Below are 17,912 nucleotides of genomic sequence, written 5' to 3' on the forward strand. Positions count from 1 at the left end.
ACGGTCTGTCAAGGGTCGCCGCAGGCGATCGCGAAGCGACGCGACGAAGGAGCGCCCTTGACAGGCCGGCCCGACGCGGAAGGACGATGAGACTGACGGGAAGCCCCCAACCCTCCCTGAGACCGCTCGCCGAGGTCCCGCCCCTCCCCGGTACCGGGCAGCTGGTCGGCACGGCACGGTGGGATACGCCCCCGCGCCTTCCGGGTGCGGGGGTGTGGAAGCGCCCATACGCTCCCGAATGTGCACCCCTCCAGAAGCCGGGCCCGGGCGCGAGGCCGCTGTGTGTTGCGGCTCGGCGCCGTGTTGCTGGTGGTTGCCGGGTGGGTGGGCGTGGGGGGTGGGGTGGAGGCCCGGGCCGAGGATCCCGTGGCGCTGGAGCAGGGGCAGATCACCGACCGGGTGGGGGCCCTCGGGGACCGGCGGGCCGCCGTCACCGCCGCGCTGGAGCGGCTGTACTCCGACCGGCGGATCCAGCTGTTCGTCGCCTACGTGCACGACTTCTCCGGCCGCTCCCCCCAGAGCTGGGCCGACGCCACCGCCCAGAAGAACGGCTTCGGACAGGACGACGTGCTGCTCGCGGTGGCCACCGGCACGCGCCAGTACGCCTATTCGGCGGACGTCGACTCCGGTTTCACCCAGGCGCAGCTCACCGACGTCGCCCGTACCGCCATCGAGCCCGCCCTGCGGCAGAACGACTGGGCGGGCGCCGCCATCGGCGCGGCCGACGGCTACGACGCGGTGCTCGGTGGCAAGCGCGTCCCCGTGCCCGCCATCACCCCCGGTCCGGCGAACCCGGGCGGTGGCGTGGCGCAGGGGGAGGGTGGCGGGGTCGGGGACTACGTGCTCCCGGTGGTCGCCGTCGGCGCGGCCGGGGCGCTCGGGGCGTACGCGCTGAGCCGGCGGCGGAAGCGCGGCGGCGGGGCCGGGGGGCGGGGGACGGCCACCGCGCACCCCGGGTGGGAGGGGCGGCGGGCGGAGCCGGCTCCGCTGCCGGAGGTGGACGCGCGGGCCAGGACCCTGCTGGTGGAGACCGACGACGCGGTGCGGACCAGCACCGAGGAACTCGGCTTCGCGGCGGCTCAGTTCGGCGACGAGGCCGTGACCTCCTTCACCGCGGCGGTGGAGTACGCGAAGGGTGAGCTGACGCAGGCGTTCCGGCTGCGCCAGCAGCTGGACGACGCCCATCCCGAGGACGACGCGACCCGCCGCCGGATGCTGGAGGAGGTCCTGGCCCGCTGCGCGGAGGCGAACCGGCGGCTGGACGCCGAGTCGGCGGCCTTCGACCGGCTCCGGGACCTGGTGAAGAACGCCCCGCAGGCCCTGGCCGCGGTGGAGGCCCGCTTCCGGGAGCTGACCGGGCGGACGACGACGGCCGCGGCCACCCTGACGGCCCTGGCCGCCCGGTACGCGGACTCCGCGTCGGCGCCGGTGGCCTCCCACGCCGAACAGGCGGAGGACCGGCTGCTGTTCGCGACGACGAGCCTCGGCGAGGCACGGGCGGCGCTGGACGGCGGGGACGGCGGCCGGGCGGCGGTGCACGTGCGGGCCGCCGAGGGGGCGGTGGACCAGGCGGCGACGCTGGTGGACGCGGTGGAGCGGCGTGCGCAGGAGCTGGCGGAGGCCGCCGGGAAGCTGCCGGGCGCCCTCACCGAGACGGAGACGGACCTCGCCGACGCGCGCGGCCTGCTGACCGGGACCACGGCGGGCTCCTCCACGGCGGACCTGCGGGGCCGGATCGGCCGGGCGGAGTCCGTGCTGGCGGACGTGCGGCGGGAGGAGGCGGCCGGCCGGTACGACCCGATCGACGCGCTGCGCCGGGTCGAGGAGGCCGACGCGGCGCTGGACGAGGCCCTGGCGGGGGCGCGGGAGCAGGAGTCGGGGCGGCGGCGGGCGGCGGCGCTGCTGGAGCAGGCCCAGTGGTCGGCCCGCAGTGCGATCGGCGCGGCGGCGGACTACGTCACCACCAGCCGGGGTGCCGTGGGCAGCGAGGCCCGCACCCGGCTGGCGGAGGCGCAGCGGCGGCTGGAACGGTCGGCGGCGCTGGCGGACGGGGACCCGGCGGGGGCGCTGGCGCAGGCGCAGCGGGCGGACTCCCTGGCGCGGGAGGCGCAGGGGCTGGCGGAGCAGGACGTGCGGGCGTACCGGAACCCGTACGCCGGGCAGCGGGCCGGAGGCGGCCGGGGCGGGGCGGTGCTCGGCGGGATCATCCTCGGCGAGCTCCTGCGCGGCGGCGGCCGCGGCGGCTTCGGCGGCGGCGGAGGCGGCTTCGGGGGTGGGGGCGGCGGCTTCGGAGGCGGAGGGGGCGGCAGCGGCCCGGGCTCCTTCGGCGGGGAGGGCACCCGGGGCCGCATGGGCGGCGGCGGCCGCTTCTGAACGGCGTATCCATCGACTCCCCGGGAGGACCGACCCATGAGCAAGCAGACCATCCTCGGCCGTGTCACCCAGCTCGCGAAGGCCAACGTCAACGCGCTGCTGGACCAGGCGGAGGATCCGCAGAAGATGCTCGACCAGTTGATCCGCGACTACGCGAACAACATCTCGGAGGCCGAGCAGGCGGTGGCCACCACCATCGGGAACCTGCGGATGCTGGAGGCCGACCACCAGGAGGACGTGGACGCGGCGGCCGAGTGGGGTGCGAAGGCGCTGGCGGCGAGCCGGAAGGCGGACGGGCTGCGGGGGTCGGGGGCGACGACGGAGGCGGACCGGTTCGACAACCTGGCGAAGGTGGCGCTGGGCCGGCAGCTGCGGTCGGAGAAGGAGGCGGAGGTGTCGGCGCCGGTGATCGCCGCGCAGACGGAGGTGGTCGACCGGCTCAAGGCGGGGCTGGCCTCGATGAAGGACAAGCTGACGGAGCTGCAGGCCAAGCGGGACGAGCTGGTGGCGCGGGCGCGGACGGCCCGGGCGCAGAACACGATGCTGGACGCCGTGAAGGACATGGACGTGCTGGATCCGACGAGCGACCTGCACCGCTTCGAGGAGAAGGTGCGGCGCGAGGAGGCCATGGCCCTGGGGCGGCAGGAGCTGGCGGCCTCTTCGCTGGACGCGCAGTTCGAGTCGCTGGAGGAGCTGGGCCGGGCCTCGGAGGTCGAGGCCCGGCTGGCCGCCCTGAAGGCGAGGACGGCGTAGGACGGCAGAGGACGGCCCAGGACTCCCCTACCCGTACATGTCCAGCAGCTGCTCCGCCGAGAGTGCGGTGCCGGTCTCGTCCGGGGCGGCGCCGGGCATGGGGAGCGGGAGTTCGAACCAGACCGTCTTGCCCCGGTGGGTGCGCCGGGTGCCCCAGCCGGCCGAGAGCAGGCCGACCAGTTGCAGGCCCCGGCCGCCCTCGTCGGTGTCGCGGGCGCGGCGGCGGCGGGGCTGGGCGAGGTTGGCGTCCCAGACCTCGCACACCAGGGTCCGGTCGAGCAGCAGCCGGAGCCGGATCTCGCCCTCCCCGTACCGCAGGGCGTTGGTGACGAGCTCGCTGACCAGGAGTTCGGTGGTGTCGAGGAGCCCCTCCAGGCCCCAGGCGGGCAGTTTGGCGCGGGCCAGTTCGCGGGCGCGGCCCACCGAGCGGGCCTCGCGGGGGAGCTGCCAGTCGCCGACGGCTTCGACGGGCAGGCCCTGGACGCGGGCCATCAGCAGGGCGATGTCGTCCTCGCCGTGGCGGGTGTGGAGGGTGTCGAGGACCTGGTCGCAGACCTCCTCCAGGGGGCGGCCCGGGTTCGCGACGGCGCCGCGCAGTCCGCGCAGCCCCTCCTCCAGGGGGTGGTCGCGGGATTCGACGAGCCCGTCGGTGTAGAGGGCGAGCAGGGCGCCCTCGGGGAGTTCCACCTCGACTTCCTCGAAGGGTTCGCCGCCGACGCCGAGCGGCATGCCGGTGGGGATCTCCAGGAGCAGGCCGGGGCGGGGGGCGGCGCCGTCCTCGGCGGGTTCGACGAGGACGGGGGGCATGTGGCCGGCGTTGGCGATGGTGCAGCGCCGGGTGACCGGGTCGTAGACGGCGTAGACGCAGGTGGCGAGGTAGACCTCGGAGCGGTCGGCGTCGCGGGAGTGCAGGGCGGAGCGGGAGGCCTGCTGGGCTCCGCCGGGGGTGCCGAGGCCGCGGGCGACCTCGTCGAGGGCGGTGAGGACCTCGGCGGGTTCGAGGTCGAGGAGGGCGAGGGTGCGTACGGCGGTGCGCAGTTCGCCCATGGCGACGGCGGCGCGCAGGCCGCGTCCCATGACGTCGCCGACGACCAGGGCGGTGCGGTGGCCGGGGAGTTCGATGACGTCGAACCAGTCGCCGCCGACCTCGGTGGCGGCGTTGCCGGGCAGGTAGCGGCAGGCGATGTCGAGGCCGGCGGCTTCGGGGTCGCCGGGGGGCAGGAGGCTGCGCTGGAGGATCAGGGCGCGTTCGTGTTCGCGCCGGTAGAGGCGGGCGTTGTCGATGCAGACGGCGGCGCGGGCGGCGAGTTCGACGGCGACGGCCCGGTCGCGTTCGCCGAAGGGTTCGCTGCCCTTGGTGCGGGAGAACTGGGCGAGGCCGACGACGGTGTCGTGGGCGACCATCGGGACGATGAGGGTGGACTGGACGCGGTCGTCGGAGCCGCCGCCGTCGATGAGGCGGGTCCGGGCGGTGCGCAGGGCGACGGCGCCGGGTGAGGCGGCCGGGTAGCGGTGGGTCTCCCCCACGGCGGCGGGTGCGCCGGGTCCCGAGAGGGGGGCGTCGGACACGGCGGAGGCGAAGGCCACGCGGCGGAGCGGGGCGGAGGGGGCGCGGCGGGCGCCCTGGCCGGGGAGGGAGGGCAGGCCGGGGCCCTGGGGGCGGGCGGGGCGGTCGTCGTCGCCGGTCAGGAGGGCTTCGTAGAGGTCGACGGCGGCGAGGTCGCAGAAGCCGGGGACGGTGACGTCGAGGAGTTCGCGGGCGGTGGTCTCCAGGTCGAGGGAGTTGCCGATGCGGTGCCCGGCCTCGTTGAGGAGGGCGAGGTTGCGGCGGACGCCGGCGGCTTCGCGGGCGGCGAGGTGGCGCCGGGTGACGTCGGTGCCGAGGCCGGCGACGCCGATGGGGCGGCCGGTGCCGTCGTGGACGCGGTAGAGGTTGATGGACCAGTGGCGGTTCTCGCGGCTGCCGGGGGCGGCTCCGGTGATCCGCAGGTCGGTGACGGATTCGCCGGTCTCCAGGACCCGGCGCAGGGCGGCTGTCATCCGGTCGGCCTCGTGCCCGGGCAGGTAGTCGTGGACGGTGCGGCCTCGGTGGGCCTCGACGGCGCCGCCGAACACGGTGGCGAAGCGGCGGTTGGCGCGCTGCACGGTGAGGTCGGTGCCGAAGAGGAGGAATCCGAAGGGAGATTGGCCGAATATGGCCTGCGAGGCGGCGAGGTCGGATTCGATGCGGCGCAGTGCGCGTACGTCGACCACGACGCAGAGCGCGGCCCGCTCGCCGGTCTCGGTCTGGGTGGGCATCACGTAGATCTCGGCCACGCCGTGCGCGCCGGTGCCGCCGGGGATGCGGAAGGGGACGAGGCCGGTCCATTCCTTGCCGTCGAGGATCTCCGCGACCTTGCGGTGTCCGCCGTCGCGCAGTTCGGGCGGCATGAAGGCCTCGACCGGATCGCGGCCCACGGTCTGGGCTGCGGGAAGTCCGAACAGTTCTTCGGCGCGCAGGCTCCACTGGTCGACCAGCCCGTCCGGGCCGATCGAGAACGACGCGACCTTTATGTAGTCATATATCGAGCCAGGCGGACTGCTGTGCCACATGGAGTCGTGCCACGACTCCCCGGGCACTCGGGTCTGATGTGCCTGCGCAGGTATCTCGCTCACGCGACCGTCCCCTCCAGCTCACCGCAACCGGACCGGCCATGACCGAAGTATTCAGCACCACGGCCGCGTACGGCACGGCGTTCACGATCACAAAAGGGTCCCGTTGTTTTCCGGCCACGTCCGGCGGTCATCCCCGACGCGCTCCGGGAGACCCCTGCCGCCCTTCTCGCCCTTCTCCTTGTTACTCACCAGGAAGAGCCAACTCGAACCACACGGTTTTCCCCGACTTCCCGTGCCGGGTCCCCCAGCGGCGCGCGGAGACGGCGACGAGGTGCAGTCCCCGGCCGCCCTCGTCGTCGGCGTCGGCGACCCGTTCGCGGGGCGGATCCGGAAGCGGATCGGAGACTTCCACGATGAGCGCCGGGCCGCCCGTGAGGCCCGGGACGGCGGGATTGCGCCGCTCCAGGCGGACTCCGATGGGGCCCGAGGCGTAGCGCAGGGAATTGGTGACCAGCTCACTGACCAGCAGGACGGTCACGTCGCCGACGGCGTCCAGGCCCCAGGAGCGGAGGGCGCCGCGCACGGCGTGGCGGGCGGTGCGGACGGCACCGGGCTCGGCGGGGAAGGCCCACTCGGCACATTCACCGTCTGTGTCGATCACGCCGATCACTTCCCGGGCCACCAGCGACCCCAGTCAGGTTCGTCGGGGACGAATGGGGGACGAGATAGGGACTAATAGCGACATACCCGATATTCGGGGCGCCGTACCACCCGATCCCCCACCCACCGGCGCACTGTGGCGCAGACGGCCTAGAACGGGACCCTCACGCGCTCCGGTGCGCCCCGTCCGCTCCCTGGCCGGCGATCCTGCGGCCCGCTTCGGCGACGAAGGGCCGGTCCTGGTCGAGCCAGTCGACGGAGTCCAGCTCGTGCGGGGCGAGCCAGCGCAGCTCGTCGTGGTCCTCCAGCGGGGCGGGCTCGCCGGAGAGCAGCCGGGCGGTCCACACGTGCAGCACGAGGCCGGGCTTCAGCGGCCACTCCCCCGGGATCCGCTCCAGCGCCTCGGTCTCGACGCCGAGCTCCTCGCGCAGCTCGCGCACCAGCGCCTCGGGGACGGTCTCGCCCGGCTCGGCCTTCCCGCCGGGGAGTTCCCAGCGGCCGGCGAGCTCCGGGGGTGCGCTGCGGCGGGCGGCCAGCAGGCGCCCGTCACGACAGAGGGCTCCGCCCACGACCACGCGTACAGTCATGGACGGAGCCTATGCCAGGCCGTATGTCAGGCCCTGTGGGGCCTTCGACTCCCGCCTTCAATTCCTCGTGGCGGCCGGGCTGCTGTCCGCCTGCCCGATCCGCTCGACCCAGTAGAGCTGCTTGTGCCCCCGGTCCTCGAAGCCGTCGACGACCTTCTGGGCCTCGGCCCGGGTGGCGTACCGGCCCACCCGGTAGCGGTTGCCGTTGTCGTCCTGACGTATGACCAGCCATGGAAGCAGGGCACCGCTGTCGTTCATCGCGCTCCACCCTCCGCCGATGTTCCTGCCCAGGAAACCGCATTGCGCATATGCCCGAGCTTACGCCCGACCTTCACTGAGCGGATACGGGTTTTCACGAAGAGGTACCTGGGGGGCGTACGCATCCGGCCAGGCGTGCGAAAGCGCCGCCCGGGCTCGCGGAACGAGCCCCGGCGGCGCCGGAGAACGCGTGGTCAGCGCACGGGCAGATGGTAGGAGAGCCGGTAGCGGTCGGCCGGGACGACCACATCGGCCGTCTCCACCGCCCGCCCCGACGCGTAGTACGTCCGCGTCACCACCAGCACCACGTGCCCCGGCACCCCGCCGAGCGTCATGTTCTCCTCGGCCAGCCCCGGCCGCGCGCCGACCTCCTCGACCACGTTGTCCACGACCACGTCGATCGCGGCCATCCGGTCGACCACCCCCGAGCCCCCCAGCGGACCCTCCTCCGGCAGCATCACCGGGGTCCGGCCGGTCACGGACAGCGGCTCCCAGGAGGTGGACAGCATCATGGCCTCGCCCGCGTCACGGAAGACGTACCGGGTCCGCATCACCCGGTCGCCCGGCTCGATGCCCAGCCGCGCGGCGATCTCCGCCGGCGCCGCCGTCTGCTCGCTGCTGGACTCCCACGTGCCGTGCGCCCCCGACTCCGCCTGCTCCTGCCGGAACGGGGTCGACACCCCGCCCGTGCGGTAGCCGGAGCGCGCCACCCGGCGCGGGACGGGCTGCTCGCGCACGTACGTGCCCGAGCCGGAGCGGCCCTCGACCAGGCCCTCCGCCATCAGGACCTTGCGCGCCTCCAGCGCGACGGTGTCGGACACGCCGTACTCTTCGCGGATCCGGGCCTGGGAAGGGAGCCGGGTGTGCGGGGGCAGGGACCCGTCGACGATCTTCCGCCGCAGATCCCCGGCGACACGAAGATAGGCCGGCTGCTCACCGAAAGTCACGGGCCACTCCCATCAGGTTGACAGACAGCTACACCCTGGCAACCGACCGTTGAGCTGTGCAAGTGCGGGCCAGAGTTTCACCCGATGTGATGAAGCCTGGTCACTCAAACCCGTAACCGAGCGTTACATCCCAAGGCCCTTCGACATCCTCCGACCTCCTCAGGCCGAGTCGGACGAGGGACCCCGCCCCGAGCCTCCCTGACCCTCCTGGAGCCACTCCGGAACCCGCGTCGACAATCCGTACGCGCCCCGCAGCGCCTTCTCCGTGCCGGCGGTCAGCGCCCCCTCCGCCGCGTCCCACGCCTGCCGGAAGTCGGCCGGCCGGGCCGCCCGGGCCGCCCGCTGCCACTGCGCGCGCGCCGCCGCCAGCTCCCCCAGCCGGGCCCCCGCCTCCGGGTGCGCGGCGGCCGCGTCGCGCAGCACCAGCTCCTCCGCGCCCAGCGCCCCGTCCACCCGCCCGGCCCACGTCCGGTACTCCGGCAGCGCCTCGTCGAGCTCCCGCTCGGGGGCGCTGCCCAGCGCGCCGTCCGCCGCGTTGAGGGCGGTCAGCAGGGAGACCTGTTCGGGGTTCAGCGTCCCCGCGTCGTTGCGCAGGCTGCCCTTGTGCTCCTGGCCCGAGGTGCCGATCAGGCAGATCAGCCGGCGGTCGCCCGCGCGCCAGGCCTCCCGGGTGGGGGCGAAGTAGTACATCTCCACGTAGTCGGGCAGCGCCCAGGTGTCCATGGCGTACGCGTCCTGCGCCTTCCAGCAGGCCTCCGTGGCGGTGTCCTTGAGCTTCGAGGCGCCGGGGAAGGGGCCGGGGCCGAGCGTCGTCGCGGCGGTGACCTCGCCGTCGTGGACCCGTGCGCAGTCGGTGCGGTAGGTGAAGGGCGTCTCGTCCAGGAGGTCCCCGCCGGGGACGTTGAAGCAGTCGCCCGCGTGCAGTCGGCCCGTGTCGGTCAGCTGGCCCTCGACCGGCTCCGGCACCGACACCGGCCGCGACGGGTCCAGCCGCTCCAGGAAGGGCCGGGTGTAGCTCGCCAGCCCGTACAGCATGACCGCCGACGTCAGCAGGGAGACCACCAGGCCGGCGACCGCCAGCGCCCGGCCCCGCTCGCGCCTGCGCCCGATCTGCGCCAGCGCCACCAGGGCGAAGACCACCCCGAGCGGCGGGAAGCAGAGCAGTCCGACCAGCAGGGAGGCGAGGGCGAAGCCGTTGAGCGCGGGCGGCCCGGCCGGTCCGGGCGGCGGCCCCCAGCCCGGCTGCGGCGACGGCGGCCAGGAGGGGCCGGGGCCGGCGGGACGGGGCGGCTGCGGGGGCGGGGTGCTCACCGGCTGGGGTGCTCCATCACGGGGCTCGGAACGGCTGCGCGCGGACGGCCCCGCACGAACGGATGCCCGAAATAGTACGCAGCGGGGGCGACCGGATGCCCGGTCGCCCCCGCGTTCGGCTCAGCGCGCCCCGGGCCCGATCCGGGCCGGTCGCGGGCCCGTTGGCCCCGGGCGGGTCAGAACTGCAGCGCCCAGGAGTCGATCTTGCCGGTGTCGGCGGCCGCGTTGTCGCTCACGCGCAGCTTCCAGACCCCGTTGGCCACCTCGGAGGAGGCGTTGACGGTGACCGTCTTGACGATGTCGTCCGCGCTGCCGCCGGTGCGGTTGTGCAGGTTGTAGAGGGTGCCGTCGGGGGCGACCAGGTCGACCTTGAGGTCGCCGATGTAGGTGTGCTTGATGTCCACCGACACGCCCAGCGTCGCGGGGGCGTTGCCGGAGACCCCGCTGACGGTGATCGGGGACTCGACCGTCGCGTTGTCGTTGATCGCGTAGTCGGCGGTGTTCTCGAAGCGCGGGCCGCTCGGCGGGGTGGTGCCGGCGCCCACGTTCAGCAGCCGGTTGGGCGAGCCGGTGCCGGGGCCCGTCACCACGTTCGGGGTGGCCGCCGCGACCAGGCCGTCGCGGACCTGCGCCGGGGTGGCCGACGGGTTCTGCGAGAGGTAGAGGGCGGCCGCGCCCACGACGTGCGGGGTGGCCATCGACGTGCCGGAGATGGTGTTCGTCGCGGTGTCGCCCGTGCCCCACGAGGAGGTGATGGAGGAGCCCGGCGCGAAGACGTCCAGGACCGAGCCGTAGTTGGAGTAGCTCGCCTTGGCGTCGGTGCTGGTGGTCGCGCCGACGGTGATGGCCTCGGCGACGCGCGCCGGGGACTTGGTGGAGGCGTCGGTGGACTCGTTGCCGGCCGCGACGCCGTAGGTGATCCCGGAGGCGATGGAGTTGCGCACGGCGGTGTCGAGCGCGGAGTCGGCGCCGCCGCCGAGCGACATGTTGGCCACGGCGGGCTTGACGGCGTTGCGGGTCACCCAGTCGATGCCCGCGACCACCTGGGCGGTGGTGCCGGAGCCGTTGTTGTCCAGGACGCGGACGCCGACGATCTTCGCCTTCTTGGCGACGCCGTAGCTGTTGCCCGCGACGGTGCCGGCGACGTGGGTGCCGTGGCCGTGGCCGTCCTGGGCGGTGTTGTCGTTGTCGATGGCGTCGTAGCCGTAGGAGGCGCGGCCGCCCAGGTCCTGGTGGGTGATGCGGACGCCGGTGTCGATGATGTACGCGGTGACGCCCTCGCCGGCCTTGTCGGGGTAGGTGTAGCTCTGGTCGAGGGGGAGGGCGCGCTGGTCGATCCGGTCCAGGCCCCAGGAGGGCGGGCCGGGCTGGGTGGCGTCGACGGTGAAGGTGCGGTTCTGCACGACGGAGGCGACGGCCGGGTCGGCGGCGAGCTTCTTCGCCTGCGCCTCGGAGACCTCGACGGAGTAGCCGTTGAGGGCGGCGCTGTAGGTCCGGTCGATCTTCGCGCCGTACCGCTTGGCGACGGCCTTGCCGCTGTCGGCGGTGGAGCGGGCGGCGGAGTCCTTCAGCGTGACGATGTAGCTGCCGGGGACGGCCCCGGCGACTCCCGCGTTCTCGACGACGCCCTGCGCGCCACCGTCGGAGGCGGAGGCGGCCGAGGCGGGTAACGCGGCGGCGGCGCCGAGCGCGAGGGCCACGACGGCGGTCGCGATGCCGGCGGTCTTCCGGCGGGTGTGACGCATCACGGACATGTGAGGGGTCCTCCTCATTGGCGGTGCGCTGCGTGGGGGTGCGGGCCGGCGGCGGGCGCACGGGATCGCTTTTAGTCGTGGACATGACAATCCCTTGGGCCCAACGGGCCGCCGTCTCAAAAAGGTTGACCCACCCGTGCGTCATCCCACAAGAGCCCCACGGATGCGTAACATCCGTGCCATACGACAGCCATGAACGAGCAAAGGTGCTCCGCACATGACGCACGCACTTCCCGACTACGTCTGCCCGGAGGACGGCACGCGCGCGGATGTCCGGACCGCCCCGTGGTGCTGCCCGGTCTGCGGCGGCCCGTGGGACCTCGACTTCACGCCCGATCCGGCCATCCCCCTGGAACCGGCGGCGGGCCCGCACTCGCTGTGGCGGTTCGCGCCGGCGCTGCCGCTGCCGGGGGCGTTCTCGGTCACCCTGTCCGAGGGGCACACCCCGATGCTGCCGCTCGGGGACCGCGTTCACGCCAAACTCGACTACCTGATGCCCACGCTGTCCTTCAAGGACCGGGGCGCGGTGATGCTGGCGGAGCTGGCCCGGCGGCTGGGCCCGGAGCGGGTGGTCGCGGACAGCAGCGGGAACGCCGGCACGTCGGTCGCGGCGTACTGCGCGCGGGCCGGGCTGAGTTGTGAAGTTTTCGTGCCCGAGGGCACCTCGGAGAAGAAGACCGCCCAGATGCGGGCGCACGGGGCGGCGGTGCGCGTCGTACCGGGCGGCCGCGAGGCCGCGGCGGAGGCCGCCCGGGCGGTGGCGGACGAGCCGGGGGTCTTCTACGCGAGCCACGTCTTCAACCCCTGGTTCCTGCACGGCACGAAGACGTACGTGTACGAGGTCTGGGAGGCCCTGGGCGACCGGCTCCCCGAGGTGCTCGTCGTCCCCGTGGGCAACGGCACGCTGCTGCTGGGCGCGGCCCTGGCGGTGGCGGAGCTGGGCCGGCGGGGGGTACGGGCGCCCGCGCTGGTCGGGGTGCAGGCGGAGGCGGTGTCACCGCTCGCGGCGGCCTTCGCCGCGGGGGCGGAGGAGGCGGAGCCGGTGCCGCAGCGGCCGACGCTGGCCGAGGGCATCGCGATCCCGGCGCCGCCGCGGGCCCGCCAGATCCTGGCGGCGGTGCGGAAGTCGGGCGGCACGATCCTCACGGTGACGGACGCGCGGGTGCGGGCGGCGCAGCGGGACCTGGCCGGGCGGGGCCTGTTCGTCGAGCCGACGGCCGCGGCCTGCTGGGCGGCGGTGGGCCCGGGCGCCCCCGAAGACCCCCTCCAAGGCCGCACGGCGGTCCTCCCCCTGTGCGGAGCGGGCGCCAAGTCCGGCCTGGCCCCCTGATCCCGCTGCGCGGGGCCTCCTGGGGCCCCGCCCCCGGACCGGGGGCCCCGCCCCCGGACCCGGCGCCCCGATCGCCGGCGGGGCGGACATCAGCCCCGCCGGCGACCGAGCCGGGGAGCCGGCTCCGCGCGGCGTCCCCCACCCGCGCCCCCGCCCCGCGTCCACGTCGGAAAACCGCCAGCCGGCCCGGGCCGGTTCTGCTGGACTACCCCCATGACCACCGCACACGAGAAGGCCGCCGCCTTCACCGCCCTGCACACCCCCGCCGCCCCGCTCCCCCTCGCCAACGCCTGGGACGTGGCCAGCGCCCGGATCGTCGAGGCCGCCGGGGCCCCGGCCGTGGCCACGACCAGTGCCGGGGTCGCCTGGTCGCTCGGCGCGCCCGACGGGGACGCGCTCGCGCGGGACCGGGCCCTGGACCTGGTCGCGCGGATCGCCTCCGCCGTCTCCGTCCCCGTCACCGCCGACATCGAGGGCGGCTTCGCCGCCGACGCCGCCGGGGTCGGGGAGACCGTCGCCGGCGTGCTCGCCGCCGGTGCGGTCGGGGTGAACATCGAGGACGGCACCCGCGCCCCCGCCGACCACGCGGAGCGCCTGGCCGCCGCCCGTGCCGCCGCCGACGCCGCCGGGGTCCCTCTGTACATCAACGCCCGCGTGGACACCTACCTCTTCGGCCTCGGCGAGAGCGCGACCCGCCTCGACGAGACCCTCGCCCGCGCGTCCGCCTACCTGGCCGCCGGAGCCACGGGCGTCTTCGTGCCCGGGGTCACCGACCCCGCCGTCATCGCGGAGCTCGCCCGCGGCATCGACGCCCCGCTCAACGTCCTCGTCGGGCCCGGCGCCCCCTCCGTCGGCGCGCTCGGCGCCCTCGGCGTGGCCCGCGTCAGCCTCGGCTCCTGGGTGGCGGAGGCCGCGTACGCCGTCGCCCGCCGGGCCACCGAGGAGCTGCTCACCGGCGGAACCTACGGCTCCCTCGACGGCTCCCTCCCGTACGGCGAGCTGAACGCCCTGCTCAAGGGCTGAGAAACCGAGGAGCGTGCATCCGCCACCGTCCGTAGGATCCGGCCATGAGCACCTCGATACCGGCGGAGCCGGCGGCGGCACCCGCCACCCCCCAGCGCGGGACCGGCGGGGCCGTCTGGACGGCCCTCGGCCTCGTGTACGTCGTCTGGGGCTCGACCTACCTCGGCATCCGGATCGTCGTGCAGACCATGCCGCCGTTCCTGTCCGCCGGTGTCCGCTTCCTGTCCGCCGGTCTGGTCCTGGCCGGGATCGTCGCCTGGCGGTTCGGGCCGTCCGCGCTGCGCGTGACCCGCGCGCAGCTCGGGTCGACGCTGGTGGTCGGCCTGCTGCTGGTGCTCGGCGGCAACGGCCTGGTCGTCCTGGCCGAGACCTCCGTGCCCTCGGGGCTGGCCGCGCTGCTGGTGGCGGCGGTGCCGATGTGGGTGGTGGTGCTGCGGACGGCGACCGGGGACCGGCCGCCCCTGCGCACCCTGGCCGGGGTGCTGGTGGGGCTCACGGGGATGGCGGTGCTGACCAGCCCGGGGCTCAGCGGGGAGGTCCGGCTGTCGGGCGTGCTGCTGGTCGTGGCCGGGTCGGTGACCTGGGCGCTGGGCTCCTTCTCCGCCGGACGGCTGCCGCTGCCGGGGAACCCGTTCACGGGCAGCGTCTACCAGATGCTGTGGGGCGGGGCCGCCCAGGTGGTGGTCGGGCTGCTGCGCGGCGAGCAGCGCGGTCTGGACCCCGGCGCGTTCTCCACCGCCTCCTGGCTGGCGCTCGGCTACCTGGTGCTGGTCGGTTCGGTCGTCGGGTTCACCGCGTACGCGTGGCTGCTCCAGGCGGCGCCGCTGTCGCTGGTGGCCACGTACGCGTACGTCAATCCGGTGGTGGCCGTGGCGCTGGGCTGGCTGATCCTGGACGAGCCGCTGACCCTGCCGATCGTGCTGGGCGGTGCCATCGTGGTGGCGGCGGTGGGCGTGATCGTCAGTACCGAGCGGCGCAAGTGAGGGCGGTGGCGGGCGGTCCGGCTCAGCCGCGGGCCGCCGCGTCGTAGAGGGCCTTGGCCTTCTCGTCGTACAGCGCGGCCGTGGAGTCCACGTCGGTGTCCCCGCCGCTGAGCACCCCGATGAGCCGGCCGGGCTGGCCCGTGCCGCCGCGGTCGGCGATCCAGGGGCTGCCGCTGGTGCCGGTCCAGAAGCCGGCGCAGCTGATGTAGAGCATGTCGGGGTCGTCGGTGTCGTGGCGGGTCTGGGTGGTGCAGGAGACCGGCTTGTTCTGCGGGTTGTGGTCGGACTCGGGGTAGCCGACGACCGTGACCTCGCGCTCGTACCCGGAGGTCCAGTCCGGCTTGGGCGCCTCGCCCAGCCCGACCCGCTGCTGGAGGCTGCGCCCGTTCCCGTCCGGCTCGACGGTGAGGAAGGCGAAGTCGGCGGTCTCGTCGCCCCATTTCGTCCAGCGCTCGTCCACGTGGATCGAACGGACCTTCCACACGCCGAGGGGCTGGGTGCCCGAGCCCTCGCCGGAGAAGGCGGGGGCGAAGGAGAGCTCGCCGATGGCCAGCCCGTCGTGCGCGGCCTCGCCGGGCCGGCCGTCCTCACCGGCCGGGGCCACGCAGTGCGCGGCGGTCGCGACGACGTTGCCCCGGGGGCTGTCGACCACGCTCGCCGTGCACCAGTGCTCCCCGTTCGCCATGAGCACGCCGACGGTGGGGAAGGGGTGCACCGGCTGCTCGCCGGACGCCCCGAGGAGCACGGCGGCGGCCACCGCCACGATCCCCGCGGCGGCGGCCGCTGCCGCCGCCCCCTTCACCGCCTGGCTCATCGCACGCCGGGGTCGGGTGTGGGTGCCTGCATCACCTTGCTGATCCACTCCAGGGAGCCCTCCCTCATACCGCGTACATACGATTTTCCGTTGTGCTCACCATCCTGGATCACCTGGAGCCGGGTGTGCACGGGGCCCTTCCCGTACTCCTTCATGAATTTCTCGGTCTGGTCCCGGCCGCTCTCCTTGGTGCCGATCTGGAAGTTGATGTAGACGTCCGGGCCGCCCTCCCTGATCAGCAGCTCGGCGAGCTTCTCGGGGTTGTTCTCGTCCATCGCCTGCCGGTTCCCCTTCCACAGCGGGGAATCGGGGACGAAGTCGACGCCGCTGGCGATGGCCGCCTTGAAGCGGTCGGGGTACTTCAGGACGTGCTTGAAGGCGCCGAAACCGCCCGAGGAGGAGCCCATGAAGGCCCAGCCGTCGCGGGAGGTGAAGGTCCGGAAGTTGGCCCTCGTGAAATCGGGGACGTCCTCGGCCATCCAGGTGCCCATCTTGGGCTCGCCGGGGATGTCGGAGCCGTCGTAGTGGTGCTTGGTGTCGGCGTTGATCACGGGCATGACCAGGATGAACGGGAGGCTGGTGCCCTTCTTGACCCCGTCGATCACGGCCTGCTGGAGGCCGAGGCCCGGTCCGGTGCCCCAGTAGTTCTTGGGGTAGCCGCGGCCGCCGGGCAGGGAGATCAGGACGGGGAAGCCGCTCTTGGCGTACCTCGGGTCGTCGTACTCCTTGGGGACCCAGACCCACACGTCACCCGTGAAACCGGACTTCCTGCCGGTCAGGGTGGTCATCGCGATCTGCGTGCCGTCCGGGAGCCGGCTGGTGCGGACGAACTCGGACTTCGGGCCGGTGGGCATCAGCACGCCCGGGCGGATGTCCTCGGCCGCCGCCGACTCCTGGATCTTCCCGAAGGAGACGGGGTCCCCCATGTCCGAGAAGAGGCCGAACCCGTACGCCGCTCCGCCGCCGGCGGCGAGGACGAGGGCGAGGCCGCCGCCGATCAGGATCTGGCGCCTGCGGGGGCGGCGCGCGGGGCCGCCGTCGCCGCCGTCGCCGCCGTCTTGCTGGTCATACTGCACGGATGTGTCCCGTTCCATCTCCGGCGCCCTGGTTGGGCGCGGGTCGGACCGATTGGTCCCCCTTTTCGCTTCTACAGAGGTGTCAACGACCGTAGGGGTTGCCTGGGACCGGGGCGACGTGGCGAGGGCCACGTGGCGGACGTCTGTGCGGTACGGCTCCGGCGGGGCCCGGATCGGCCCGGCGCGGCTCGGCTGGGCCCGGCTCGGCTCGGCTCGGCTCGGCTGGGCCCGGCTCAGCCGGCCTCGGGCTTCGGGCCCTTCAGCACCTTGCTGATCCACTCCAGCGAGCCCTCCTTCATGCCGCGCACGTAGTGCCAGCCGTTGTGCTCGCCGTTCTGGATGTCGCGGATGGTCGTCTTGACGGGGCCCTTCCCGTACTGCTGGACGAATTTCGTCATCCGGTCCTTGCCGGACTCCTTGGTGCCGATCTGGAAGTTGATGTAGACGTCCGGGCCGCCCGCCTTGATCAGCTTGTCGGCCAGCTTCTCGGGGTTGTTCGCGTCCATCTCCGCCTGGTGGCCCTTCCAGAGCGGGGAGTCCGGGACGATCTCGCCGCCGCTGGCGATCACGGCCTTGAAGCGGTCCGGGTACTGCAGGACCGTCTTCATGCCGACGAAGGCACCGGAGGAGGAGCCCATGAAGGCCCAGCCGTCGCGGGACTTGTAGGTGCGGAAGTTGGTGCGGACGAAGTCGGGGACGTCCTCGGCGATCCAGGTGCCCATCTTGGGCTGGCCGGGTATGTCGGCCCCGTCGTAGTAGTACTTGTTGTCCGGGTTGAGCACCGGCATGATCACGACGAACGGCAGGCTGGTCCCGGCCTGGACCCCCTCGCTGATCGCCTTCTGGAGGCCGAGGCTGCGGTCGGACCAGTAATTGGCCGGGAACCCGTTGCCGCCGGGCAGGGCGATGAGGACCGGGAAGGCGCTCTTGGCGTACTTCGGGTCGTCGTACTCCTTGGGGGCCCAGACCCAGACGTCCCCCTCGAACCCGGACTTGGCCCCGGCCAGGCGCGTCTTGGCGATGACCGTGCCGTCGTCGAGCTTGGTCGTCTGCTTGAACTCCGACCTCGGGCCGGCGGGGAGCTGCACGTCCGGGTCACCGGTGGGCGTCGGCGGGGCGGAGGGGCTCGCGGCCTTCTTCCCGGAGCCGCCGCCGTCCTTGCCGTCCTTGCCGTCCTTGCCGGTGGCGGGCGCGTGGTCCTTGCCGAAGCTGACGGCCTGCCCGTTGCCGTCGAACCACTCGTTCTTGTAGGCCGCGAAGCCCCCGCCGCCGAGGAGCAGCGCGGCGGCGACGCCCGCGCCGATCCACACCGCGCGCCGCGACTTCCGGCGGCCCCCGGCCGGCGCGGGCTCGTGTCCGGACGACTGCTGAGGGTACTGATGCACGAACTTCGCTCCGAACGGTCTCGGCTGCCCCGGGGCGGGACGGCACGCGGACATCCCCTTGGT

Annotated in this window: 15 protein-coding genes; 5 read left to right on the forward strand and 10 right to left on the reverse strand. The window is 74.0% G+C overall.

Annotated features, from left to right (window positions below; translation table 11 throughout):
* Positions 1 to 303 precede the first annotated feature (303 nt).
* Positions 304 to 2,373, forward strand: a complete 2,070-nt coding sequence (locus ACFVXK_RS19295) for a TPM domain-containing protein (RefSeq protein WP_389613245.1) — start codon at positions 304 to 306, stop codon at positions 2,371 to 2,373.
* Between the two features lie 36 nt (positions 2,374 to 2,409).
* Entirely contained in the window at positions 2,410 to 3,126 is a 717-nt protein-coding gene (locus tag ACFVXK_RS19300) for a PspA/IM30 family protein (RefSeq protein ID WP_389613185.1), read from the forward strand.
* 27 nt (positions 3,127 to 3,153) lie between these two features.
* On the opposite strand, the gene ACFVXK_RS19305 is transcribed toward ACFVXK_RS19300, so the two are convergent.
* From ACFVXK_RS19305 to ACFVXK_RS19335, 7 genes are all read right to left on the reverse strand, one after another.
* Positions 3,154 to 5,718 (reverse strand): SpoIIE family protein phosphatase, encoded by a 2,565-nt coding sequence (locus ACFVXK_RS19305; protein WP_389613247.1) that lies wholly within the window; start codon positions 5,716 to 5,718, stop codon positions 3,154 to 3,156.
* Between the two features lie 244 nt (positions 5,719 to 5,962).
* The gene (locus ACFVXK_RS19310; protein ID WP_389613248.1) at positions 5,963 to 6,391 is read right to left on the reverse strand and encodes an ATP-binding protein; all 429 of its coding nucleotides are present in this window, start codon (positions 6,389 to 6,391) and stop codon (positions 5,963 to 5,965) included.
* 154 nt (positions 6,392 to 6,545) lie between these two features.
* A complete protein-coding gene (locus ACFVXK_RS19315; RefSeq protein WP_389613187.1) occupies positions 6,546 to 6,968 on the reverse strand; it encodes a (deoxy)nucleoside triphosphate pyrophosphohydrolase in 423 nt (140 codons plus the stop codon).
* A 57-nt stretch (positions 6,969 to 7,025) separates the two neighbouring features.
* Positions 7,026 to 7,226, reverse strand: coding sequence for an SPOR domain-containing protein (locus ACFVXK_RS19320; protein WP_358895400.1), 201 nt, complete (start codon positions 7,224 to 7,226; stop codon positions 7,026 to 7,028).
* A 194-nt stretch (positions 7,227 to 7,420) separates the two neighbouring features.
* Entirely contained in the window at positions 7,421 to 8,173 is a 753-nt protein-coding gene (locus tag ACFVXK_RS19325; protein ID WP_389613189.1) for a GntR family transcriptional regulator, read from the reverse strand.
* A 159-nt stretch (positions 8,174 to 8,332) separates the two neighbouring features.
* On the reverse strand, positions 8,333 to 9,484 hold the full coding sequence (locus tag ACFVXK_RS19330; protein WP_389613191.1) for a septum formation family protein: 1,152 nt from the start codon (positions 9,482 to 9,484) through the stop codon (positions 8,333 to 8,335).
* A 176-nt stretch (positions 9,485 to 9,660) separates the two neighbouring features.
* Positions 9,661 to 11,238 carry a S8 family serine peptidase gene (locus ACFVXK_RS19335; protein WP_389613193.1) on the reverse strand — a complete coding sequence of 526 codons (1,578 nt, stop codon included), beginning with the start codon at positions 11,236 to 11,238 and terminating at the stop codon, positions 9,661 to 9,663.
* A gap of 217 nt (positions 11,239 to 11,455) precedes the next feature.
* Between ACFVXK_RS19335 and ACFVXK_RS19340 the strand changes: the two genes are divergently transcribed.
* The 3 genes from ACFVXK_RS19340 to ACFVXK_RS19350 all read left to right on the forward strand — a co-directional run bounded on the left by ACFVXK_RS19340 (position 11,456) and on the right by ACFVXK_RS19350 (position 14,574).
* The gene (locus ACFVXK_RS19340) at positions 11,456 to 12,568 is read left to right on the forward strand and encodes a pyridoxal-phosphate dependent enzyme (protein WP_389613195.1); all 1,113 of its coding nucleotides are present in this window, start codon (positions 11,456 to 11,458) and stop codon (positions 12,566 to 12,568) included.
* A gap of 213 nt (positions 12,569 to 12,781) precedes the next feature.
* Entirely contained in the window at positions 12,782 to 13,591 is an 810-nt protein-coding gene (locus ACFVXK_RS19345) for an isocitrate lyase/phosphoenolpyruvate mutase family protein (protein ID WP_389613196.1), read from the forward strand.
* Between the two features lie 44 nt (positions 13,592 to 13,635).
* The gene (locus tag ACFVXK_RS19350) at positions 13,636 to 14,574 is read left to right on the forward strand and encodes an EamA family transporter (protein ID WP_389613198.1); all 939 of its coding nucleotides are present in this window, start codon (positions 13,636 to 13,638) and stop codon (positions 14,572 to 14,574) included.
* A 22-nt stretch (positions 14,575 to 14,596) separates the two neighbouring features.
* Here ACFVXK_RS19350 and ACFVXK_RS19355 read toward each other — a convergent pair whose 3' ends face one another.
* From ACFVXK_RS19355 to ACFVXK_RS19365, 3 genes are all read right to left on the reverse strand, one after another.
* Positions 14,597 to 15,388 (reverse strand): trypsin-like serine peptidase, encoded by a 792-nt coding sequence (locus ACFVXK_RS19355; RefSeq protein ID WP_389613200.1) that lies wholly within the window; start codon positions 15,386 to 15,388, stop codon positions 14,597 to 14,599.
* Positions 15,385 to 16,464: an alpha/beta hydrolase gene (locus tag ACFVXK_RS19360; RefSeq protein ID WP_389613202.1), complete on the reverse strand. Its 1,080-nt coding sequence runs from the start codon at positions 16,462 to 16,464 to the stop codon at positions 15,385 to 15,387. The genes ACFVXK_RS19355 and ACFVXK_RS19360 overlap by 4 nt, the downstream gene beginning before the upstream one ends.
* A gap of 233 nt (positions 16,465 to 16,697) precedes the next feature.
* The gene (locus tag ACFVXK_RS19365; protein WP_389613204.1) at positions 16,698 to 17,849 is read right to left on the reverse strand and encodes an alpha/beta hydrolase; all 1,152 of its coding nucleotides are present in this window, start codon (positions 17,847 to 17,849) and stop codon (positions 16,698 to 16,700) included.
* Positions 17,850 to 17,912: the final 63 nt, after the last annotated feature.

It is taken from the genome of Streptomyces sp. NPDC058157, from assembly GCF_042884105.1.
Classification (GTDB): Bacteria; Actinomycetota; Actinomycetes; order Streptomycetales; family Streptomycetaceae; genus Streptomyces.